The organism is Pseudoalteromonas sp. TAE56, assembly GCF_000497955.1.
Taxonomy (GTDB): domain Bacteria; phylum Pseudomonadota; class Gammaproteobacteria; order Enterobacterales; family Alteromonadaceae; genus Pseudoalteromonas.
The window spans coordinates 1-23,089 of record NZ_AUTN01000144.1; the positions used below are offsets into that span (position 1 = coordinate 1).

Sequence of the window (23,089 nt, forward strand, 5' to 3'; positions counted from 1 at the left end):
CTTAACGTAGCCGCTAATACACCAGAGGCTGCAAAATTAGCAATGGGCGCGACTATGTTCCATTGGGGTCTTCATCCTTGGGCTATTTACGCTGTTGTTGGTTTATCTCTTGCATTTTTTACGTACAACAAAGGTTTACCTCTTTCAATTCGTTCTATTTTTTATCCTATATTAGGCGACAAAGCGTGGGGTTGGCCTGGTCATATCATTGATATCTTAGCTGTACTTGCTACATTATTTGGCCTTGCAACGTCTTTAGGTTTAGGTGCGCAGCAAGCTTCTGCAGGTATTAACCATGTATTTGGTACAGAAGGTGGCATTGGCTCTCAAATTTTGGTTATTGCGGGTGTAACACTTTTAGCGATTGTTTCTGTAGTTCGTGGTATTGACGGTGGTGTAAAACTACTCAGTAATGTAAACATGCTAATTGCTTTCTCATTGCTATTGTTTGTTTGCCTAGTTGGCTTTGCTGTAGCAATGGGTAACGTACCAACGACTATTATGGGTTATGTTGAAAATATAATTCCATTGAGTAACCCACATGGCCGCGAAGATGAAACATGGATGCATGGTTGGACTGTGTTTTACTGGGCTTGGTGGATTTCCTGGTCACCGTTTGTAGGTATGTTTATCGCGCGAGTATCACGTGGTCGCACAATTCGTGAATTCTTAATTGCGGTATTACTTATCCCTACGCTAGTTACTGTTTTATGGATGTCGATTTACGGCGGTATTGCGATTGATCAAGTAGTTAACGGTGTTGGTGCTCTAGGTACTAATGGTTTAACTGAAGTTCCTTTAGCTATGTTCCAGATGCTTGATGAATTACCTCTATCTAATATTTTATCGTTTATTGCGATTGTATTAGTGCTAGTGTTTTTTATTACATCATCTGACTCTGGTTCACTAGTAATTGATTCGATTACTGCTGGCGGTAAAATTGATGCACCAGTTCCACAACGTATATTTTGGGCATCGGTAGAAGGCGCTATTGCAGCAGCTCTACTTTGGATTGGTGGCACACAAGCAATTGAAGCACTACAGGCAGGTGCCGTTTCTACAGGCTTGCCATTCACTATTGTATTGTTGTTTATGTGTTTAAGCTTAGTTTTAGGTTTACGAACTGAGCCTCGCCCAGTTAAGTAATACCTTAAGTAGCAATACTTTAATTAGTAACGAAAGCGCCGCAATAATTGCGGCGCTTTTTTGTTTAACTATTTAAGGTTATATCAATTCGCTTAATAAAGTGATCTGTTTTGTGGCAGAAAAAACGTCTCAATAGTAAGGCAAAAATTCGTTATTTAGTTGCTCTAAATGATAAATTTTAGCGTAGCTAACGTCAGGTTTAACCTTCAATATGATTAAAGCATTATTGCGTATTAGTATTACCCCCACAATTCTGAGATTGGAGTATCTACACGGTAATGATGATTCAGTTGCGCTTGTAAAAGCTCAGCTGTAGCAAGTGCATCTGTTAACGCATTATGGTTTTGATACGCAGGTAGGGAATAACGCGCACGACAATCTGTTAATCTGAGCGAGCCAAGTTTTGTATTAAATACTCGACCTAATAAGCCTTGCCTTGCTTTGAGTGCTCTTTTTTCTATTTCCATTGTATCAACAAGTGCAAACTCAATACCTTCTTTAAGCCGTAGTAGTAACGCATTATTTAAAAAATGACGTTCTATAGCAGCGTAATGCACCACGACAACTTTACCACTTAGCGCTTCAAGTAAAGGTTCAATGATTTGATTAAAGTCAGGGGCGTCATCTACCTCAGAATGGGTTATCCCATGGATTAAAATAGACTCTTCATGCAGGTTACGTCTAGGTTGTACAACCCAATGCCTGCTGTGTTTACAATAGATACGCTTTAAACTAAACGGCACTAATCCGACACTCACTATATCGTCGTTTTGGCTATTTAAACCAGTGGTTTCAAAGTCCATTGCTACAAAGGGCACATCTTTTACTGCGGCTTTGTCTTGATTATAAGCACCAGCATAAAAATGTTTTAAGAGTTTATTTTCGGTGCTGTTGGCAAGCTCGTTATATCTAGCTTGCCAATCAACTGCTTTGTAATTACGCGGATTCATAGGCTACTTCACACCAGAGTTTGCTGTGTAGCTAAATTTTAAATAGCTTTGTGCTTTTTCTAAAATAGCAAATGCTTCTTTTAAGTTTCGCTGTTCAAAGGGAGACAGTAAATGTGGATCTAAGTTATTATCTGGCTCTTCGCCCTTCTCTATTTGCCACGCTTGATGGCGAATTCGCATCATGGCTATATACTCTAGTGCATCACGTAAATCTTGCGCTTTACCCTGCGGTAAAAGTTTTGCTTCAATAATATCTTCTAAACGCTCAAACGAGTTTTGTTTACGCGAACCTATAGCTAGTGCGTGCACGCGAATAACATCCGAAAGTGGTGCAGTACCTCGTCGTTTTAAGTTCATTGAGCGCTTATGTTGGCCATTATGTTCCATAACAAAGCCTTTGAAAAAGCCAAGCGGTGGTGTTCTATTTCTCGCATTTGCTGCCATGTTAGCCAAAAACACACGATTTACTTTACTTTGTTTTGCTATAAATATTTTAAGTTCATTAGCCCACTTGGTTTTACCCCATACTCCGTCTAAATCAAAAAATATAGAGCTATTAAGTAAAGCTTGTGGTTTTGGCTGAGCTATCCAATCTGCAAATTGATCAAACCACTGTGAGCGAGTTTTACGCCACTTTTTGAACGACGCCATTATTTCTCCATCACAATACGTATAGCCACATTGTGCTAAGCCATCACAAACAAAGTCTGAGATATTTTGAAAATATTCGTTATGTTTTTCGTCGTCATAACTGTCATCTAAAATTAGCGCGTTATCTTGATCCGTTACAATAAGTTGCTCATCTCGAGCCATTGAGCCCAATGCAATAAAACAATAAGGAACGGGAGGTGGACCAAACTTTTCTTCAGCTAATACAAGCAATCTTTGTTTGAATGTACGACCGATAACGGCCATGGCAGTGCCAACCATGTGAGAGTTTGCATCTTCGTTGACCATACGAACAAATACGTTGGGCAACTGGCGCGCATAATGTGCCAAATCCTCAATTGTTTGTTGAGCAAGTATACCGCGCACAAGCAATAAACTACTTTGCGATTCGTAACGTAAAATGTCAGAGAGAGAGATAACCCCTATAGGGCGCTTTTTTTGTACTACAGGCAAGTGATGTAAATTATCTCTAAGCATGGCAAGTACTGCTTCAAAAATATAGTCATTTGCGTCTAAGAGCACTAAGTTAGTCGACATAATATCTTTTGCTTGTGTGTTAAAGGCAAGGCCTTTAGCCACTACTTTTGAGCGTAAATCCCTATCGGTTATTATGCCAACGACTTGTCCATCATCTTCCTCAGGATCATCGTTTATAGGCTTATTTACGTCGGTTACCAAAACAGACGAAACCGCCTCTTCGGTCATTAATTTAGCGATATCTTGTATTGTAGAGGTTGCATCTACGGTTACTACATCTCGGTGAATTAATGATTTCACTTTCGCAGTTGTAAGGTCATTGCCATCAGCTTGTTCAACAATAGCCTGATGTAAACGCACATTACCATCTGTTTCAAAGTAATCAGCAAACGCATCAAACTCATCACAGTAACGATTAAATAGCTCAACATTTATGCAGTATACTAATGTATCTTCAAGAGCTGTTGCAGGAAAACGTACCTTACGGTTCATCAATAAACCCATTTGACCAAATATACCTGCGGTAGCCAAACGGTTATAAAGCTCGCCATTACGGCGATACATTTCTACAGAGCCACTTCTAATTACATACAAATCAGATATATCTTGTCCAAAACTCAAAATATCTGTTTTTGCTCTAAAGTAAGCAACTTCAACTTGTTGAGCTAGCTCATTAAGCGCTTTTTGAGGTAAGTCATCAAAAGGAGGATGTTGTGCTAAAAATTGTGCGATTTCAACTTGCTCGGCTTGCATAGGGGATTCCTTGTGACCACACAGTAAGGCATGTATATGCTTAGGTGGCTATCTTAACAAACAAATATAGCCAATCAAGATATAACTAAGACTCATTACTCTTTTAAGCTAAAAGAGTAATGAGTCTAGCTTTAATTACACTTTAATTTAGCTTTTCTAGCTCTTGTTCGAGCTCTTTAGATTCATCGCCTCGAGGGGTCGTAAAGCGAGCTAAACCTAAGTAAATAACAGGTGTAAGGTAAAGGGTAAATAATACGGCGAGCGCTAGGCCACCAAACACCACCCAACCAATTGCATTTCGTGCTTCAGCGCCCGCACCGGTAGACATAATTAATGGTAACGCACCTAACAAGGTCGATATAAGAGTCATTGTAATGGGTCTTAAACGTACTAGTGCAGCTTGCTCAACAGCTTTTCTAACAGATAAACCTTGGTCGCGTAATTGGTCGGCAAATTCAACCAGTAATATAGCGTTTTTAGCGATTAAGCCAATCAGCATAACTAAGCCGATTTGAGAGTATATATTTAACGATGTCCCCGTTAAATAAAGCGCTAAAATTGCAGATGTAATACCAAATGGTACGGTTATCATAACCACGACAGCACTATTTACATTTTCGAACTGGGCAGCAAGAACTAAAAATACAATTAAAAAAGCCAATACGTAGGTTACAAGCACTTCGTTAGATGTTTCCTCATAGGTCAGTGCTTCACCTTTAAACGCAAGTGCAATACCAGGCGCTAATGATTGCTCAGACACCTGCTTAATTTGATCTACTAAAGAGGCGATAGTTAATCCTTCGGGCAGTTCCATACTGAGCTCAATAGAGCGGCGCTGTGCATGTCGCTCAAGTTCAGCTGCTACACCTTCTTCAGAGATATAAGCAACACTACTTAATGGCACTAAGCTGTTATTGCCAGCTCTAATATATAAATTAGCTAAATCGCTCGGATCGTTTATGGTTTGATTTTGAGCTTGCAACATTATAGGAACGGATTGATCGCCTATGTTTAAATCTTCAACATCATCTCCGTTAATAGCCGCTCTCAGTGTAATTGCTATGTCGCTCAGCGCTACACCCAGCTCTTGCGCACGCCGTCTATCTATATTAACTCTAAGCTGTGGTTGCGATGGCTGATAGGAAATACGAACAGGGGCAACTTCAGGCACTGCTTTTTCAAGTGCCGCTGAAAACTGCTGCGCAGCTTTAAATATTTGTAGGTAGTCTTGACCTAGTAAGGCTATTTCAACACCGCCACCTTGACCACGTAAATTTAAACTATTTGCACCGCCTGGAAATGCTGGTGCACCGGGAATATCACCCAAGGGCTGACGAATTTTATTGATTATTTCTTGTTGAGTAAAATTTCTTTCATCCCAATGCTTTAATGGCACAGTGATAAATACTATATTTGGATCCCATTGGCCAACTACCGTATAAATTGATTCTATTTCGCCGCTATCAATAAAAGGTAATAAAATATCTTCCATTTTTATGGCTTNTCTATCCATAAAGTTTAACCCTACACCGTCAGGGCCTCGTGCAAATATACGTATTTTTCCACGATCTTCTGTTGGTAGTAATTCACTATCTAAACTTGTATATAAAGCGCCTGAGCCAGCCGCTACCAATACACAGGCTATAAATGTAACCCACGCATGGTCTAGCACTTTGTGAATTGATTTTGTATAAATACCACCAAGCCAATGACCTACTTTAGCAAATGGATGAAAACCACCCTGTTTTAGTTTTAGCTTTGAAGTTAGCGCTGGTACTAATGATAAAGCTACAAAGCTTGAAATAATAACGGCGCCTGCAAGTACACCTCCAAACTCTCTAAACAGCCGCCCAGCGGTTGAAGGTAAAAATGCAATAGGTATAAATACAGCTGCAAGTACTGCAGTTGTTGCTATTACCGCAAAAAACACTTCTCGTGTTCCTATTACCGCAGCTGCACGTCTGCCTAAACCTAATCCTCGTTGTCGCTGAATATTCTCACTAACTACAATGGCATCATCTACAATTAAACCGGTGGCAAGTACAAGGGCTAGTAAAGTTAAAATGTTAATTGAAAAACCAAGTGCCCAAATCAGTGCTAATGAGCCAATTAACGCCACGGGGATTGCAAAAGCAGGTACAAGTGTGGCACGCCAAGAGCCGATAAAAACCCAAAGCGTTACAATTACTAACAACACAGTAAGTAATAAAGAGTAAATAACTTCATCAACTGAGCTTCTAATAAACTGTGCATCATCAGACGTAAGGGTAAATTCCATTTCAGGAAAGCGCGTTTGCATGCTGTTGATGAGCTTTAACACTTCATCAGATATTTCTATCGTATTTGATTGGGCTTGACGAATTATCTCCATGCCTATAACAGGTTTACCGTTGAGTCTTACCATAGAACGTGGATCAGCGGGACCAAAGTAAACAGCTGCAATATCGCTAATGCGGGTATCACCTTGAATTATAATGTCGCCCACTTGCTCTGGTGTTATTGATGTAGCATCAGCCCGTACGATAATTTGTTGATCGTTTGATTTTAAACTTCCTGCTGGCACGTCAAACGGAGCTTGGCTAAGTACTTGTGCAACATCTGGAATCGTTAAATTGAAGCTGCTTAGTTTAAGAGGATCAATTCGTACTCTTAATACTCGTTCCCTATCACCATTTAAGCGTACATCCGCAACACCTGGAATGGTTAAAAACTGCGGGGCTAAATCAACATCAACACGTTCAGTAAGTGCTTCAAGCGATAGACTATCACTAGAGACGGTTAACGATACAACGGCTTCTGCATCGTTATCGGCTTTAATAATGGATACTCGCTCGACTTCTTCGGGGAGATCTCGTTGAACACGTGCCACCGATTCGCGCGTTTCGTTTGCTGCATCGTCTAAATTAATTCCGGGCCTAAACTCTACGACAATTCGTGAATTTCCTTCTTCACTTTGCGCTCGTATTGATTTAACACCGCTTACGCGTGCTACTGCGCCTTCTAGTTTACTGGTTACTTCAGTGTCTACAGTTTCTGGTGAGCCACCCGGAAATGGTGCAGAAACAGTAATACGCGGCCTATCTACATCGGGGAGTTCCCTAACCTCAATCCCTGCAATAGCTGCAATCCCGGCAATAATAATTAGTAAGTTGAGTACAACTATAAGCACAGGGCGACGAATAGCCATTGATGGTAAATCTTGCATCATAGGTTGTTGTTTCATACCTACTCCTGCGAATCTGAATCAATTGCGTTAAAGCTTAGTTCTTGCTTAGCTCGTAGGCGTTGGACGCCCTCAATAACTAAAATATCACCCTCTTTTAATGGGCCCGATACTAGTAATCGACCTGCAAGGCGTTGCTCTATTTTTACATCAACGCGTGTGGCTTTATTATCAACACTTGTCCATACGTAAGGACCCGTTGCTCCCCACAGTAACGCAGCTTCTGGTATTGCAGCGTAATTATCACCTAATACTTCAATATGAACTCTAAAGCTCATACCCGGCAAAAACTGCTCATTCGCATTGTTAAGTTTTGCTTTAACACGAAGAGTACGAGTTTGAGGATTTATTCGAGAATCTAAATAAGCAATTTGAGCGTTAATTGGGCTTTCTGACTGCCAAGGAAATACTGTTATATTACTTTTATTACGTAGCATAGATATGGCTGATTCTGGCGCATTAAAATTAATATACAAGTCACTCGTGTCATCAATACTCGCTATTTCAGTAAGCTCAGAAATTCTATCGCCAACCTCAACATCTGTTAGCCCCATAATACCATTTAAAGGTGCAATAACTTTTCTATCTTCAAGCTCTGTTTGTGCTTGAGTTAAAGTAACTTTTGCAAGTTCAACAACTGTTTTAGCGTCGTCTACGTCACTTTTAGGCACAGCTCCTTTAGCCTGGCTTTGCTGTAATCGCTCTAATATTCTTTGCGTATCGGCAAGTTTAATTTTAGCCTCATCAAGCGCGGCTTTTTGCCTGCGAGAGTCGAGCTCGAGTAACATATCGCCTTTTTTTACTTTATCGCCAGGTTTAAAGTATACAGCGGTCACCTTATCACCCACAGCTGGGTATAACATAACTGAATGAATCGCCTCTGTATTACCAACTGCTTGTACTTGTTGCTTAGCACGCTCTAATGTTATTTTTTGTACCACAACATTAGCGCTTAATGCTGGTAAAGTTACAAATAGTAAAGCACTTAATGTACTGATTAATAAAATTCGAGATTTCAAAGTTACACCCTAACTAATTATTATTTTCATTACCGTACGAAGTCTAACAGCTGTTTGATCAATAAATAGGTTAGAACGATAAATTAGCAAAACAATAGGATGAGTTTACGTAGGTGATACCAATTTAGGTAAAACTAACAAAAAATACAAGTGACAGTTAAAACTAAAAAGCCCAGCATAAGCTGGGCTGATAAAAGTATTCATTAATAAATGTTATTTACCGCGCTGAGCATCCTTTTGCGCTTTTTTAGCCTCTTTACGTTGCTGTAAAACTGCCTGTGCTTCGCTACCAATGTGGCCTTCACCACGCGCTTGCGCGAGCTCAATCTGTTTTTGGCGTTCAGCAAAGCGTGTCCGCTGTTCATCCGTTACTTCTTCAATACAATGATGGCAAGATACACCTTCCATGTATTCAGGCTTTAATTTTTCTTCTTCTGTAATTGGCATACGACAGGCGTGACATTGATCATAAGAACCTTTTTGTAAGTCGTGATCAACCGCTACACGATTATCAAATACAAAACACTCGCCTTCCCACATTGTTTCTTCTTTTGGCACTTCTTCTAGGTATTTTAAAATACCACCTTCAAGATGATATACCTCATCAAAGCCTTGCTCTTTCATATACGCAGTTGATTTTTCACAGCGAATACCGCCAGTACAAAACATAGCCACTTTTTTATGTTTTTCAGGGTCTAAGTTTTCTTTTGCCCACTGAGGAAACTCACGAAATGTTTTAGTGTTTGGATCGACTGCGTTTTGAAAAGTACCTATTTCTATTTCGTAATCATTACGAGTATCAATAAGTATAACGTCAGGATCTGATATTAACGCATTCCATTCATTAGGCTTAACATAACTACCTACAACTTTTAGAGGGTCTACACCTTCAACCCCCATAGTTACAATTTCTTTTTTTAATTTTACTTTAGTACGGTAAAACGGGCATTCATCATCGTAAGATTCTTTTGTTACGATATTTTTTAAATTAGGTTGCTCATCAAGCCAGGCTAATAGATTATCTATGCCTTCACGTTTTGCAGAAACCGTACCGTTAATACCTTCAGCTGCAATAAGTAAAGTACCACGAACCTCGTTTGCTTCCATTACCTCAAGTAATGGCTTTCTAAGGGCTTCATACTCAGGTAAAGCCACAAACTTATACATTGCACACACTACAAAGTGGTCCTTTGTCACATCATTTTTATGAACTGCCGTCATCTTATTTCCTATTTTGCTTTTAGTTGCCACAATTGGCATTTACCGAATCGTAAATCCGGCGCATATGGGGCGCGTATTTTACGCTTTTTTAGTTTAATTGCAAAAAATAGCGCTATAGATTGGTTTTTACTGTTAGCGACCTATCTGTGTAAGCTATAATGCGCTGATAAATTTATAGACTTAATTTGCTTATTTTGGAGAAACACACATTGCAGTTTACTGATCTTGGGATTGATACACGCCTTGAAACACAGTTAGCACATCAAGGGATCACCCAGCCCACCGATATTCAAGCGCATGCAGTGCCTACCGCACTTGCAGGGCATGACATTTTCGCTCAGTCGAAAACAGGGTCGGGCAAAACCTTGGCGTTTTTATTACCTGCTGTACAAAGGGTTATGAAACAAAAAGCACTCAGTAAACGCGATCCTCGTGTACTTATTGTTGCTCCTACGCGTGAGCTTGCTACGCAAGTATTTACTCAGCTGCGTTTATTAATTGCAGGCACAGCCATTAAGGCCGTAAAAATACTTGGCGGCGAGAACTTTAATGACCAAATAAAAGCACTTAGAAATGATCCACAATTTGTAGTTGCTACACCTGGGCGTTTAGCCGATCACATTACAAAACGATCTTTACAATTGAGTGGGCTAGAACTGCTTATTTTTGATGAAGCCGATCGTATATTAGATTTAGGCTTTACTGAGCAATTGAAAATGATTAACGAGCAAGCTAATCACCGTTTACGCCAAACGTTATTGTTTTCTGCAACACTTGACCATGCGCAAGTAGACGCTCTATCACGTAATCTATTAAAAAAGCCAAAGCAAATTACGCTAAGTGCAGCGAACGAGCAACATAGCGATATTAAACAAACGTTATACCTTGCCGATCATCTTGATCATAAAGAAGCGCTATTAGAGCACTTTTTGAATCAAGATGATGTTGGGCAGTGCATTATTTTCACGGCAACGCGTTCTGACACGAGTCGTTTGAGTGAGGCGCTCAATGCTAAAGGCTTTAAGTCTGTAGCGCTTGCAGGTGACTTAACGCAAAATAAACGTTTAGATATAATGGATTCATTTAGTCGCGAAAACTTTAAAATATTAATCACAACCGATGTTGCATCTCGTGGTTTAGATTTACTAAGTGTAACGCATGTTATTAACTTTGATTTGCCAAAACACGCTGAAGAATATGTACACCGCATTGGCCGTACAGGCCGTGCTGGTTTTAAAGGTAATGCTTTATCGCTTGTTGGACCTAAAGACTGGGCAAGCTATTTAGCTATTAAATCGTTTTTGAACGATGAGCTTGTATTTGCAAGTGTCGAAGGTTTAAAAGCCAAGTTTAAAGGTATTAAAGAGAAAAAGCCTGAAGCAACGTGGGATAAATCTAAAGAAAAATCCGCCGCTGTTAAAAAACCTGTATTTAAACGCAAAGCCAAACCTAAAAAGCCAACAGCACCTATTAAAGCACCAATGAACATTGATGGCGACACACCAATGCGCCGTAAAAAAAAGACTGAGCAGGAATAATTATGAGTTACCTAGGAACCACACAAACATTATTTGTAAAAGAAGTGAGTAACGAAGGTGCTTACTTAGACGGTCATGATTTAGGTGAAGTGTTTTTACCAAAACAAGAAATTAAACATGAGCTTGAAGCGGGCGATAGCATTAGTGTATTTATCTTCTTAGACAACGCTAACTTAGCAACTGCCACAACTAAAAAGCCACACGCACAAGTAGGTGAATATGCCCTGCTTCGCGTTAAAGAAATTAATAGTATTGGTGCGTTTTTAGATTGGGGTCTTGAAAAAGATGTACTAACCCCATTTAACGAACAAAAACCACGTATGCAAGAAGGTCACTCATATTTAGTTCGTTTGTACCTTGATAATGCAAGCCAACGTATTTGTGCATCAAACAACTTTAATCGCTTTCTATCTAAAGATGAGCCGCAGTATACGCACTTACAAGAAGTGGATTTAATTGTTGCTGGTAAAACAGATATTGGCTACAAGGTATTAATTGAAGAATCGCACTTTGGTGTTGTTTTCTACAATATGGTATTTAAAAGCTTATTTGTGGGTCAAAAGCTTAAAGGGTTCATTCAAAAAGTACGTGAAGACGGAAAAATTGATGTTGTACTAGAAAAGCCGGGGATGGGTAAAGTAAGTGACCTTGGTGAAACTATTATGCAAAAACTTAAAAACGAAGGTGGAGTTATTCCATTAGGCGATAAGTCCGAACCTGAAGCGATTAAAAAGATGTTTTCTACTAGTAAAGCTAACTATAAAAAAGCAATTGGTGGATTATTCAAACAAGAGTTAATAGATATTGAAGCGAAATCCATTCGCTTAAGATCTTAATCATAAATAATAGGCTTTAATTACTAATATTATCTGTTTGTAATTAACCTAGAATGTACTTATAAGGCAATGTACATTGCGTATATTGCCTTGAATAATCAAGCACTTCACCCTTTGACTCTAGGTTAAGCGGTGCCAAACGAAAAACCTTCTTTTCGCATTCTGTTTTTTTATCATCAAGCTTAGATATGCAATCAGTTACCGTTATATGCTGAGATATCAGTGTATCCTCATTTTTGTAACACAGGTGGTGTGCATAATCTCGCATTGTTTGTTTAAAATCGAACATATTAATAGGATAGTTCGAAATTATATCTGTTACTGATGTAACATCATCATATGCTTTATTAGAAAAGACGTACTTATTTACCGAAAAACCCGCAACAATAATAATTATGAAACCTAATAATAACTTCAAAGCAAACCCCCTACTACATCATTAATACTAATAATGTAACATAAAATACACATGCAGTAAGGGGTTTTAGCACTATATTGCTGCTTTTTGTTAAATTACGCTATGGATTTATTAACATCACTAAGCACTTTTACGGGATTATCCGCCTGAGTAATAGGTCGACCTATAACTAAATAATCACTTCCTGCATCAATTGCTTGCTTAGGAGTCATGATACGCTTTTGATCACCCGCATCACTCCCTTCAGGACGTATACCTGGCGTAACAAGCTTAAAACTCTCACCTAACTCTGTTTTTAAGGCTTTTGCTTCTTGTGCAGAACACACAACGCCATCAAGCCCAGCTTCCTTTGCAAGCTTAGCTAAATATATAACTTGCTCTTGAGCTGATTTATCAACGCCTAAGCGCTTTAATTCTGTTTCATCCATGCTTGTTAATACAGTAACAGCGATAAGTAATGGCGCTTTATCGCCAAACTGTTCTAGAGCCGATTTAGCTTTGCTCATCATTTCAAAACCACCAGAAGCATGAACATTTACCATCCACACACCCATTTTAGCCGCAGCAGTAACAGCTTTAGCTACTGTATTAGGGATGTCATGAAACTTTAAATCTAGAAAAACATCAAAACCTAAATCAATTAACTCTTTAACGAATGTAGGTCCAAAATAAGTAAACATCTCTTTGCCTATTTTAAGACGACATGTATCAGGAGAAAGTTGTTTAACAAAGTTTAAAGCAACCTCTTGGTCATCGTAATCTAATGCTATAAGAATTTTTTTTGAGTGTTCGAAAGACATGACTATCCTAATGTATGGCTATAATACCAATCCGCAATAATACTTAATCAATTTGAAGGACTAAATTTGACGCTAACTGCTTAAAAATTTCTGATATACAACAATAAAATAACGAAATTCTTGCCTTGTTATCGACACAATTTTCTTACCTCAAAACAGACCACTTAATAAGCGAATTGATATAAAGTAATTGTTTAAATAGATTTAATGCAATAGTGCTAGCTGGTAATTTGAGAGAAGGTGTAGAGAAATTTATATAGACACAACATCAAAAAATTCCAACCCAGTAAACTCTCAGTTTAATTTGCTAAAATTATCATAGTTAAATCCGATATTATTTAAGGGGTTATTAAAATCCGTCTAAGCCTCGACTTGGAACAATGGTTTCCCAATGCTTACAAGAAGGGCAATTCCAATATATGGTGTAGCTCGTAAAACCACAGTGCTGACATTGAAAATCAGGTTTTGTAGCAATATAAGACGTTACAAGCTTATCAATTTCGTTAAGTACTTCTTTAGTATTTTTGTTTTGGTCACCCATTAATTGCAGTAAAAAACTGAAACCACGAATAGTAGGTTGACGTTTTAAGCTATCAGTTAGAAATTCAAAGGCTTGTTTAGTGTGTCCTTGCTCAAGTAATGCTTGGCAATGTTTTATTTTAATTAATACACCGCCCTTCTCTAACAAGTCACTGACTAACTCATGAAATTGATGCGTTAGATTTAATTGTTTATAGCTGTGAGCTAGCTCATCAATAAACAACGGCGCAAACAAAGTGAATTGTGATACTAGCTCACGCCAGTAATAAATAGCTTTAACGTAATCTTCTTTCGCGTAAGCAACTAACCCTAACTCGTAAAGCGGACGTACGGCTTTATAATTTAAGCTAATCGCTTTTCTCATTAGTTGAGGTGTATTTTCACTTAAAGCCGACTCACAATAAAAATTAGCGATCGCTTTAAATTGTTGTTCTTTTGCAAATAGCTCGCTGTGGGCTTCAAACATGTTGATGCCTTTTTCCCATTCACGGGTTTGCGAGTATAAAGTAATAATAGGATCTAGCGCTTCTACATGCCCTGCTTTAACTAACCAAACTAAGTGCTCTTCTGCACTATCTAGTAGACCAGCCATTATGTAATCTTCGGCAAGTTCTAAACGGCTAGTTGCAGCTTGTTGTTCATTTAAGCTTGGGTGTTTTAAAAGAAGTTCATGGATTTTTATTGCGCGGTCTAGTTCACCTCTACGGCGAAACATAGTAGCAAGTGTAGAATAGTGTTCAACAGAGTCAGCTGAAACTTCAAGCAAATTAATTAAGTGCTCTAAGCCTTGGTCTTCTTCTCTGTCGAGTAGAAACTTTAAGCCTTTGCTGTATTCAGAAGTGATCTGACGATTAAGTTGATGAGCTTGGTTTTTGGCACTATTTTTACCCATAATCCAACCGTAACCAGCGGCAACAGGTAATAGTAAAAACAAAAGCTCAATCATAGTTAGGTGTCTTTATTCGCGGCAAGCTTTTTTTTATCTTTTTCAGGCGCTAATTGCTTTTTTAAGCGGTAGTTTTGCCACTTTAATTGCGAAAACAATTTAAAGCTAATAAAACAACCAATTAAAACACCTAATAAAAAGCAGATACTTATTATTACAGCTAAAGGTAATGTATTACTGGCTATAATATAATTTATTTGTACTAACTGTGGGTTTTGTGACCCTAATACAAATGCACTGATAAGGCATAGTGCAACCAGAATAATTTTTAATACCTTGAACAAGTAACTACTCCACTAAGTTAACTAGGCAATGCTTTCATTTACGCGGTCGCGTAATTCTTTGCCTGGTTTAAAATGAGGTACATGCTTTCCTTCAAGCTCAACTGTGTCGCCAGTCTTAGGATTACGACCTGTGCGAGGAGCGCGGAAATGCAAAGAGAAACTACCAAAACCTCTGATCTCAATACGATCTGAAGTAGATAATGAGCCGGCCATTTGTTCAAGAATTTCTTTTACAGCATTCTCAACATCTTTCACTGGAACGTGTGCGTGTTGTTCCGCAAGTGTTTCTATCAGTTCTGACTTAGTCATAGCGTTTCCTTAAAAAGAGATATAGGAAGGGCAAAAAATGCCCTTCCAACTAAAAACTAATTATATATTAGTCTTTTTGTGCATTTGCGAAAGCAGCTGCCATTGCGTTTTCAAACACTGGCTCTTCTTTCTTAAGCTTCTCTAGTACTTCTTTCTCTTCTGCTTCGAAAAGAGCTTTTACAGATAAGCTTAAAGTGCGGTTCTTACGATCAACACCAACGTATTTAACTTCAATCTCGTCGCCTACAGAAACAACAGTAGTTGCATCTTCAACGCGCTCTTGAGCGATATCAGCTACACGGATGTAACCTTCAACGCCTTCGATAAGTTCAACAGTTGCGCCTTTCGCATCAACTTCAGTCACTTTACCTTTAACAATAGCACCTTTTTTGTTTGCATCAAGGTAGTTATTGAATGGGTCAGCTTCGATTTGCTTAACACCTAGAGAGATACGTTCACGCTCTGGGTCAACTTGCAATACGATAGCAGTGATTTCGTCGCCTTTCTTGAATTCACGTACAGCTTCTTCGCCAGGTGTATTCCAAGAAATGTCTGAAAGGTGTACAAGACCGTCAATACCACCGTCAAGACCGATAAAGATACCGAAGTCAGTGATTGATTTGATCTTACCAGTAACTTGATCGCCTTTGTTTTGTAGACGAGCAAATTCCTGCCAAGGATTAGCAATACATTGCTTAAGACCAAGAGAAATACGACGACGTTCTTCGTCAATTTCTAAAACCATAACTTCAACAGTGTCGCCTAAGCTAACAACTTTTGAAGGATGGATATTTTTGTTAGTCCAATCCATTTCAGAAACGTGTACTAAACCTTCAACGCCTTCTTCGATTTCCACGAAACAGCCGTAATCTGTAAGATTAGTAACACGACCAGAAAGTTTAGAACCTTCTGGGTAACGACCAGCGATAGCTGCCCATGGATCTTCACCAAGCTGTTTAAGGCCTAGAGATACACGAGTTTTATCTTTGTCGAATTTAAGAACTTTAACTGCGATTTCGTCGCCAACATTAACGATTTCTGAAGGGTGCTTAACACGCTTCCAAGCCATATCAGTAATGTGTAGTAGACCATCAACACCACCAAGGTCAACGAATGCACCGTAGTCAGTAAGGTTCTTAACGATACCTTTAACTTCTTGGCCTTCAACAAGGTTAGCAAGAAGCTCTTCACGTTCTTGTGAGTTTTCAGATTCGATAACTGCACGACGTGAAACAACAACGTTGTTACGTTTTTGGTCAAGCTTGATTACTTTAAATTCAAGCTCTTTGCCTTCAAGGTGAGTTGTGTCACGTACTGGACGAACATCAACAAGTGAACCAGGTAGGAAAGCACGGATTGAATCAACTTCAACTGTGAAACCGCCTTTAACTTTACCGTTGATAACACCAGTAACAGTCTCTTGCTCTTCACATGCTTTCTCAAGACGGATCCATGCTTCGTGACGCTTAGCTTTCTCACGAGAAAGAATAGTTTCACCGAAACCGTCTTCAATTGCATCTAGTGCAACATCTACTTCGTCGCCAACAGCAACTTCAAGTTCACCAGCAGCATTTTTGAACTGCTCAGCAGGGATAGCACTTTCTGATTTAAGACCAGCATCTACAAGTACAATGTTGTTCTCGATTGAGATTACTGTACCTTTAACGATAGAGCCTTGCTCTGCTTCAAAACCCTTTAAGCTTTCTTCAAATAACTGCGCAAAATTTTCTGACATACGAATATACGTCTCTATATATTATACCAATAAGCAACCATGCTGCATGGGGTTGTTAAAATAGCACTGGCATCCTGCTGGCGCATAAAATGTGTTTTAGCTTCGTTTAGGAAGCTTACCTTCAGAGATTGCAATATCTAATAAAGTTATTACCTTATCAAACACTTGCTGTGCATTAAGTTCGCTAGTATCGATCTCAATAGCATCTTCTGCAGGTACAAGCGGAGCAACGGCACGATTCATATCGCGCTCATCACGAGCTTGAATGTCCTGTAATAGACCACTTAGTGTAACATCAAGACCGCGCGTATTCAACTCAACAAAGCGTCTACGAGCACGCTCTTCTGCACTTGCTGTTAAATATATTTTTAACGGAGCATCTTGAAAAACGACAGTGCCCATATCACGACCATCGGCGATTAAGCCATTTTCACTACGAAATGCACGCTGGCGACGTAATAATGCTTCACGAACGCGAGGTAATGCTGCAACCTTTGACGCTGCAGCGCCTACTTCTTCGTTACGAATAGTAGTGGTTACATCTTCGCCTTCTAAAATAACTTTTCCTGCATTAGTCTGGCTATCTACCAAAAACTGCACATCTAAATTTGCAGCAAGAGGGACAAGCCCTTCTTCATTGTCTAATGCAATTTGGTGATGAAGTGCAGCTAAAGATAAAACGCGATAAATCGCACCGCTATCTAATACATCCCACCCTAACTTGTCGGCTAACAAGCGACAAACAGTTCCTTTACCTGAACCACTTGGGCCATCAACGGTGATCACGGGCATTAATAACGCCTGCATTTAAAACCTCCTGCAATGCACACCTAAATAAACCGCGACATTATACGTCAGTTATTAAAATATATCTGCTATTAGTGTGTAACTTTTGTAATTACTTCTAAATAGCTTATTCACTGACTGATGCTAAAACATTGAAAAATGTAGGGAATGTTTTATAAGTACACTTTGGATCATTAATCGTTATTGGCTTTCCGCCTACGGCAACCATAGCAAAACACATAGCTATACGGTGATCGTCGTAAGTATCTATAGCAACATCATTAAAATGTTCAGGTGGAGTAATTTCTATAAAATCCTCACCCTCTACAACTTCAGCGCCTACTTTTCTAAGCTCAGTTGCCATTGCGTACAAACGGTCTGTTTCTTTAACGCGCCAGTTATAAATATTACGAATAGCAGTTTTACCTTTAGCAAATAAAGCAACTGTTGCAAGGGTCATAGCAGCATCAGGAATTGCATTCGCATCTATATCTACGCCATTAAGCTCGCCTTTGCGAACAACTAAGCGCTCATCATACCAATCAATTTTAGCGCCAACCTGCTCCATTACTTTAGCAAAGCCTATATCTCCTTGAACCGATTTAGCGCCAACACCTTTAATTTCTATCTCGCCACCGGCAATCGCTGCGGCTGCAACGAAATAAGAAGCCGATGAAGCATCACCTTCAACCATAATACGCTCGACTGATTGATACTGTTGACCACCTTTAACGTTAAAAGTTACATAGTCACTGTGCTCAACATCAATACCAAAGCGCGCCATAACACCTAACGTAATATCAATATAAGGCTTAGATACTAAAGTACCCTTAATAGTTATATTTGTATCGCCGTTAAATAAAGGTGCTGCCATTAACAAGGCAGTTAAAAACTGACTTGAAATACTGCCATCAATTTCAACTTCACCGCCATTGATTTGGCCGCCTACGATTTTTAAAGGTGGATAATCTTTATGTTTTGTATAGGTAACATCGCCACCAAGTGTTTGTAGAGCATCAACTAAGTGCCCTATCGGACGCTCTTCCATGCGTGGCTCGCCTATTAACTCATATTCGCCACTTACAGCCGCAAGCACTGCTGTCAAAGGTCGATAAGCAGTACCTGCATTACCTAAAAATAATGGTTCACTTGGTGTTTTAAACACACCACCAACACCCTCTACAGTAGCTACAGTGCGTTCTTCATTAAGTGTTACATTTACACCTAAAAGCTTCAGAGCACCCAACATATGACGAATATCATCACTATCAAGTAAGTTCTCTACAACGGTGGTACCGCTTGCAAGTGCTGCTAATAATAAAATTCTGTTCGATAAGCTTTTTGAGCCAGGCAGAGTAACAGTCCCATTTACACGTGAAATGGGCTCTAAACGAAGCTGCTCCATTAGCTGTGCTCCTTTGCAAATGCAGCCATAAAGTCCACAAGTGCTTGAACACCTTCAAGTGGCATTGCGTTATAGATACTTGCGCGCATGCCTCCCACAATTCGGTGCCCTTCAAGTGCAAGTAAACCGGCCTCGCTTGATTGAGCAACAAATTTGCTATTTAAGCTTTCATCATTTAACCAAAATGGGACATTCATGCGTGAACGACAATGCTTAGCAACAATATTTGAATAAAAGTCTGAGTTATCAATAAAATCATACAGTAAATCTGCTTTAGCAATATTTTGTGCTTCCATGGCTTTTACCCCACCATTGCTTTCAAGCCATTCAAATACTTCAGCCGCTAAATACCAAGCAAAGGTAGGTGGGGTATTAAACATACTGCCCTGCTTTGCTTCAAGTGCGTAATCTAAAATACCAGGCTTTGGCAAACCTTCGCGCTCAAGTAATGTTTTACGAACAATAACAATTGAAATACCCGATGGACCGATATTTTTTTGCGCACCAGCGTAAATCAAATCAAATTTATTAACGTCTATCTCACGCGATAAAATAGTTGAAGACATATCAGCAATAATCGGCGCTGTTGGGTGGCTAGGTACATCAAAAATCTCTAAGCCATCGACAGTCTCATTAGGGCAATAGTGGATGTACGCAGCATCTTCTGGTAATTCCCAGTCAGCAACGGCTTTAATTGAAAACTCACCATCTGCATCATTACGGACATCCGTAAAAGACGTTTGAGTGAACTTATTCGCTTCATCTCTGGCGCTTTTCGACCATACGCCATTCTCGCAATAAAACGCTGTTTTGCCTTCTTGGTGTAAATTTAATGGCACAGCACTAAACTGACCACGACCACCACCATGCATAAACAGCACTTCAAATTCATCACTAATATTCATTAGACGGCGAAGGCTGGCTTCACATTTAGCTGTAAGCGCCAAAAACTCTTTACTACGATGGCTAATTTCCATCACAGACACACCTAGGTCTTGCCAATCTAGAAACTCTTTTTGCGCTTTTTTCATAACCGCTTGCGGAAGCATAGCTGGCCCCGCACAAAAATTATATTTACTCATTACCTTTGCCTCATTCCAGTAATTTAACTACTAAGTATGAACATTTAATACCAATCCGCTAAACCTTTAAAATTTAATGAATGAATATAATTTCACACTCTATTAATTTTTTTCAACAACATTAAAAAAAGCGGCCAAGGCCGCTTTTTCAATATCAATTATTCTGAAGGAGGATTATCATCCGCTACTTCATCAATAACCGTATCTACTGTTTCAACGTCTTCAATATCAATTAAGTCACTTTCTGTAACTTCAATCTCTTCTATACGTTGTAAACCAACTACTTGCTCTTCGTCAATAGTTCTGATCAAAATAACACCTTGCGTGTTACGTCCAACCGTAGAAACTTCATTAACGCGAGTTCGTACTAAGGTACCACGATTTGAAATAATCATTATTTCGTCGTTATCGTCAACTTGAACAGCACCAACAACAGCACCGTTACGTTCACTCACCTTGATAGATACAACACCTTGTGTTGCACGGCTCTTAGATGGGTAATCTTCAAGTTGTGTACGCTTACCGTAACCATTTTCAGTTACCGTTAAAATAGCACCGTCAGTTTTTGGTACAATTAACGATACTACGCGTTGCTCGTCTGGCATTTTAATACCACGAACACCTGTAGCCGTACGACCCATTGGGCGAACACCTTTGAAACGAATCTCAGGGTTGCCTTCTTCATCAAGTACTGGGTTACCGTTTTCATCAACAACGGTTGTTTCTTCAGCTTCTTTAAAGCGTACTACTTTACCAGCATCAGTGAACAACATAATCTCGTTGCTACCATCGGTAATATCAACACCAATTAAGCTATCGCCATCATTTAAGTTAACAGCAATGATACCGCTAGCTCGTTGACGACTGTAAGCCGTTAATGGTGTTTTCTTAACTGTACCGAATGCAGTTGCCATAAAGATGTATTTATCTTCAGCGTACTCGCGTACTGGCAATATAGCAGTAATACGTTCATCTGCTTCAAGTGGTAACAAGTTAACAATTGGCTTACCGCGCGCTGCACGACTTGCTAGTGGTAACTGATACACTTTAAGCCAATATAAACGACCCGCTGTAGAGAAACATAAAATCGTGTCGTGTGTATTTGCAACTAAAAGACGTTCGATGAAATCTTCATCTTTCATCTTCGTTGCTGACTTACCTTTACCACCACGACGCTGTGCTTCGTAATCAGACAATGCCTGATACTTCACATACCCTTCGTGAGAAAGCGTTACTACAACGTTTTCTTCAGTAATTAAGTCTTCAAGGCTGATATCGTGAGCCGCTGCATTAATCTCAGTACGACGTTCATCGCCATACTGCGCTTTAATTTCAACTAGCTCATCACGAATAACTTCCATTAAACGCTCAGGAGTCGCCAAAATATAAAGTAGTTCAGCAATTAGCTCTAATAACGATTGATATTCAGTTAAGATTTTTTCGTGTTCAAGACCAGTAAGCTTGTGTAAACGCAAATCTAGAATTGCTTGAGCTTGTTGCTCAGAAATATAGTATTGACCGTCGCGAATACCTAAATCAGCAGCAAGCCAATCTGGACGGGCTACATTATCTTCGCCTGCTTTCTCAAGCATACCTTGTACATGACCTAATTCCCACGGACGTGCTGTTAAGGCAATTTTAGCTTCAGCTGGTGTAGGGGATTTACGAATAAGTTCGATAATTGGGTCAATGTTTGCAAGCGCAATCGCTAAACCTTCAAGCGTGTGAGCACGGTCACGCGCTTTGCGTAAATCAAACACGGTACGACGAGTTACTACTTCACGGCGGTGAATAATAAACTCTTCAAGCATTTCTTTTAAATTAAAACACTTAGGTTGGTTATTAATTAAAGCAACCATATTCATACCAAACACAGTTTGTAACTGAGTTTGTGAATACAAGTTATTTAAAATAACTTCGCCTACGTCACCACGTTTAATCTCAATAACGATACGCATACCGTCTTTATCAGATTCATCTCGTAGCGCGCTAATACCTTCAATTTTCTTATCTTTAACTAGCTCAGCAATTTTTTCAATTAAGCGAGCTTTGTTAACTTGATAAGGAATTTCGTGAACGATAATTGTTTCACGACCTGTTTTTTCATCGGTTTCGATGTCGGCGCGTGCACGCATGTACACTTTACCACGGCCAGTTAAGTAGGCTTGTTCAATGCCCTTCTTACCGTTGATAATTGCAGCCGTTGGGAAATCAGGACCAGGGATATAATCCATTAACTCTAAAATAGTTAAATCAGGATTTTGAATAAGTGCCAAACACCCATTTACAACTTCAGTTAAGTTATGTGGTGGTATATTTGTAGCCATACCTACCGCAATACCCGACGAACCATTCACTAATAAATTAGGAACTTTCGTAGGTAAAACATCAGGGATGAACTCTGTGCCATCGTAGTTAGGAACGAAATCAACCGTTTCTTTTTCAAGATCGGCTAATAACTCATGCGACATTTTTGCCATACGTACTTCTGTATAACGCATTGCCGCTGCTGAATCACCATCAACCGAACCGAAGTTACCTTGGCCATCTACAAGCATATAACGCAGTGAGAATGGCTGAGCCATACGAACTATCGTGTCATAAACTGCACTGTCGCCGTGTGGGTGGTATTTACCGATTACGTCACCGACCACACGGGCCGATTTTTTGTAAGGCTTGTTCCAGTCATTACTAAGCTCGTTCATTGCAAACAAAACGCGGCGATGAACAGGTTTTAAGCCGTCACGTACGTCTGGTAATGCACGTCCTACGATTACGCTCATTGCGTAATCTAAGTAGGAGTTTTTTAACTCGTCTTCAATATTGACTGGCAGAATTTCATTGGCGAGATCAGTCATTTGATATCACATTCCTTCAGTATCAGCTCTCAACAACCCGGTATTGGGTATTAAGAGTATTGTTATTATTTCTAACAGCCATGCTATCACAATT

At 39.4% G+C, this 23,089-nt stretch carries 18 protein-coding genes; 3 read left to right on the plus strand and 15 right to left on the minus strand.

The features are described 5' to 3' along the window. Nucleotides 1–1,146: BCCT family transporter (locus L656_RS0118115; RefSeq protein ID WP_024600239.1), on the plus strand; the 1,146-nt coding region annotated here is incomplete at its 5' end. Nucleotides 1,147–1,385: 239 nt separating this feature from the next. On the opposite strand, the gene L656_RS0118120 is transcribed toward L656_RS0118115, so the two are convergent. The 5 genes from L656_RS0118120 to trhO form a co-directional block, all read right to left on the minus strand. Beyond that, nucleotides 1,386–2,096, minus strand: a complete 711-nt coding sequence (locus tag L656_RS0118120) for a 3'-5' exonuclease (protein WP_024600240.1) — start codon at nucleotides 2,094–2,096, stop codon at nucleotides 1,386–1,388. Nucleotides 2,097–2,099: 3 nt separating this feature from the next. Further along, nucleotides 2,100–3,995, minus strand: a complete 1,896-nt coding sequence (locus L656_RS0118125) for a DUF294 nucleotidyltransferase-like domain-containing protein (protein WP_024600241.1) — start codon at nucleotides 3,993–3,995, stop codon at nucleotides 2,100–2,102. Between the two features lie 142 nt (nucleotides 3,996–4,137). Further along, nucleotides 4,138–7,218, minus strand: a complete 3,081-nt coding sequence (locus L656_RS0118130; protein ID WP_024600242.1) for an efflux RND transporter permease subunit — start codon at nucleotides 7,216–7,218, stop codon at nucleotides 4,138–4,140. A 2-nt stretch (nucleotides 7,219–7,220) separates the two neighbouring features. Then, entirely contained in the window at nucleotides 7,221–8,237 is a 1,017-nt protein-coding gene (locus L656_RS0118135; protein WP_024600243.1) for an efflux RND transporter periplasmic adaptor subunit, read from the minus strand. Nucleotides 8,238–8,450: 213 nt separating this feature from the next. Next, nucleotides 8,451–9,458, minus strand: coding sequence for an oxygen-dependent tRNA uridine(34) hydroxylase TrhO (trhO, locus tag L656_RS0118140; protein ID WP_024600244.1), 1,008 nt, complete (start codon nucleotides 9,456–9,458; stop codon nucleotides 8,451–8,453). 209 nt (nucleotides 9,459–9,667) lie between these two features. Between trhO and L656_RS0118145 the strand changes: the two genes are divergently transcribed. Both L656_RS0118145 and L656_RS0118150 read left to right on the plus strand, forming a co-directional pair. Beyond that, nucleotides 9,668–10,996, plus strand: coding sequence for a DEAD/DEAH box helicase (locus tag L656_RS0118145; RefSeq protein ID WP_024600245.1), 1,329 nt, complete (start codon nucleotides 9,668–9,670; stop codon nucleotides 10,994–10,996). 2 nt (nucleotides 10,997–10,998) lie between these two features. Continuing rightward, nucleotides 10,999–11,832 (plus strand): CvfB family protein, encoded by an 834-nt coding sequence (locus L656_RS0118150; protein WP_024590152.1) that lies wholly within the window; start codon nucleotides 10,999–11,001, stop codon nucleotides 11,830–11,832. A gap of 43 nt (nucleotides 11,833–11,875) precedes the next feature. Here L656_RS0118150 and L656_RS0118155 read toward each other — a convergent pair whose 3' ends face one another. The 10 genes from L656_RS0118155 to gyrA all read right to left on the minus strand — a co-directional run bounded on the left by L656_RS0118155 (nucleotide 11,876) and on the right by gyrA (nucleotide 22,995). Then, complete coding sequence (locus L656_RS0118155; RefSeq protein WP_024600246.1) at nucleotides 11,876–12,250, minus strand: hypothetical protein; 375 nt, start codon at nucleotides 12,248–12,250, stop codon at nucleotides 11,876–11,878. 95 nt (nucleotides 12,251–12,345) lie between these two features. Continuing rightward, nucleotides 12,346–13,050, minus strand: coding sequence for an orotidine-5'-phosphate decarboxylase (pyrF, locus tag L656_RS0118160; RefSeq protein WP_024600247.1), 705 nt, complete (start codon nucleotides 13,048–13,050; stop codon nucleotides 12,346–12,348). Nucleotides 13,051–13,399: 349 nt separating this feature from the next. Further along, on the minus strand, nucleotides 13,400–14,536 hold the full coding sequence (lapB, locus tag L656_RS0118165) for a lipopolysaccharide assembly protein LapB (RefSeq protein ID WP_024600248.1): 1,137 nt from the start codon (nucleotides 14,534–14,536) through the stop codon (nucleotides 13,400–13,402). Nucleotides 14,537–14,538: 2 nt separating this feature from the next. Next, the gene (locus tag L656_RS0118170; RefSeq protein WP_024600249.1) at nucleotides 14,539–14,820 is read right to left on the minus strand and encodes a lipopolysaccharide assembly protein LapA domain-containing protein; all 282 of its coding nucleotides are present in this window, start codon (nucleotides 14,818–14,820) and stop codon (nucleotides 14,539–14,541) included. Nucleotides 14,821–14,841: 21 nt separating this feature from the next. Next, entirely contained in the window at nucleotides 14,842–15,129 is a 288-nt protein-coding gene (gene ihfB / locus L656_RS0118175) for an integration host factor subunit beta (protein ID WP_007583054.1), read from the minus strand. A gap of 67 nt (nucleotides 15,130–15,196) precedes the next feature. After that, nucleotides 15,197–16,864, minus strand: a complete 1,668-nt coding sequence (gene rpsA, locus L656_RS0118180; protein ID WP_002961176.1) for a 30S ribosomal protein S1 — start codon at nucleotides 16,862–16,864, stop codon at nucleotides 15,197–15,199. Nucleotides 16,865–16,960: 96 nt separating this feature from the next. Further along, nucleotides 16,961–17,671 carry a (d)CMP kinase gene (gene cmk / locus L656_RS0118185; protein ID WP_024600250.1) on the minus strand — a complete coding sequence of 237 codons (711 nt, stop codon included), beginning with the start codon at nucleotides 17,669–17,671 and terminating at the stop codon, nucleotides 16,961–16,963. A gap of 106 nt (nucleotides 17,672–17,777) precedes the next feature. Further along, on the minus strand, nucleotides 17,778–19,055 hold the full coding sequence (aroA, locus tag L656_RS0118190; protein ID WP_024600251.1) for a 3-phosphoshikimate 1-carboxyvinyltransferase: 1,278 nt from the start codon (nucleotides 19,053–19,055) through the stop codon (nucleotides 17,778–17,780). After that, nucleotides 19,055–20,137, minus strand: coding sequence for a 3-phosphoserine/phosphohydroxythreonine transaminase (serC, locus tag L656_RS0118195; RefSeq protein ID WP_024600252.1), 1,083 nt, complete (start codon nucleotides 20,135–20,137; stop codon nucleotides 19,055–19,057). The genes aroA and serC overlap by 1 nt, the downstream gene beginning before the upstream one ends. A 158-nt stretch (nucleotides 20,138–20,295) precedes the next feature. Further along, a complete protein-coding gene (gyrA, locus tag L656_RS0118200; RefSeq protein ID WP_024600253.1) occupies nucleotides 20,296–22,995 on the minus strand; it encodes a DNA topoisomerase (ATP-hydrolyzing) subunit A in 2,700 nt (899 codons plus the stop codon). Between the last annotated feature and the right edge of the window lie 94 nt (nucleotides 22,996–23,089).

Coding starts and splice junctions, on each gene's coding strand:
- aroA (WP_024600251.1), bottom strand. CDS start 19,055: ATGGAGCAGCTTCGTTTAGAGCCCATTTCACGTGTAAATGGGACTGTT.
- L656_RS0118120 (WP_024600240.1), bottom strand. CDS start 2,096: ATGAATCCGCGTAATTACAAAGCAGTTGATTGGCAAGCTAGATATAAC.
- pyrF (WP_024600247.1), bottom strand. CDS start 13,050: ATGTCTTTCGAACACTCAAAAAAAATTCTTATAGCATTAGATTACGAT.
- L656_RS0118150 (WP_024590152.1), top strand. CDS start 10,999: ATGAGTTACCTAGGAACCACACAAACATTATTTGTAAAAGAAGTGAGT.
- ihfB (WP_007583054.1), bottom strand. CDS start 15,129: ATGACTAAGTCAGAACTGATAGAAACACTTGCGGAACAACACGCACAC.
- rpsA (WP_002961176.1), bottom strand. CDS start 16,864: ATGTCAGAAAATTTTGCGCAGTTATTTGAAGAAAGCTTAAAGGGTTTT.
- gyrA (WP_024600253.1), bottom strand. CDS start 22,995: ATGACTGATCTCGCCAATGAAATTCTGCCAGTCAATATTGAAGACGAG.
- lapB (WP_024600248.1), bottom strand. CDS start 14,536: ATGATTGAGCTTTTGTTTTTACTATTACCTGTTGCCGCTGGTTACGGT.
- trhO (WP_024600244.1), bottom strand. CDS start 9,458: ATGACGGCAGTTCATAAAAATGATGTGACAAAGGACCACTTTGTAGTG.
- serC (WP_024600252.1), bottom strand. CDS start 20,137: ATGAGTAAATATAATTTTTGTGCGGGGCCAGCTATGCTTCCGCAAGCG.
- cmk (WP_024600250.1), bottom strand. CDS start 17,671: ATGCAGGCGTTATTAATGCCCGTGATCACCGTTGATGGCCCAAGTGGT.
- L656_RS0118125 (WP_024600241.1), bottom strand. CDS start 3,995: ATGCAAGCCGAGCAAGTTGAAATCGCACAATTTTTAGCACAACATCCT.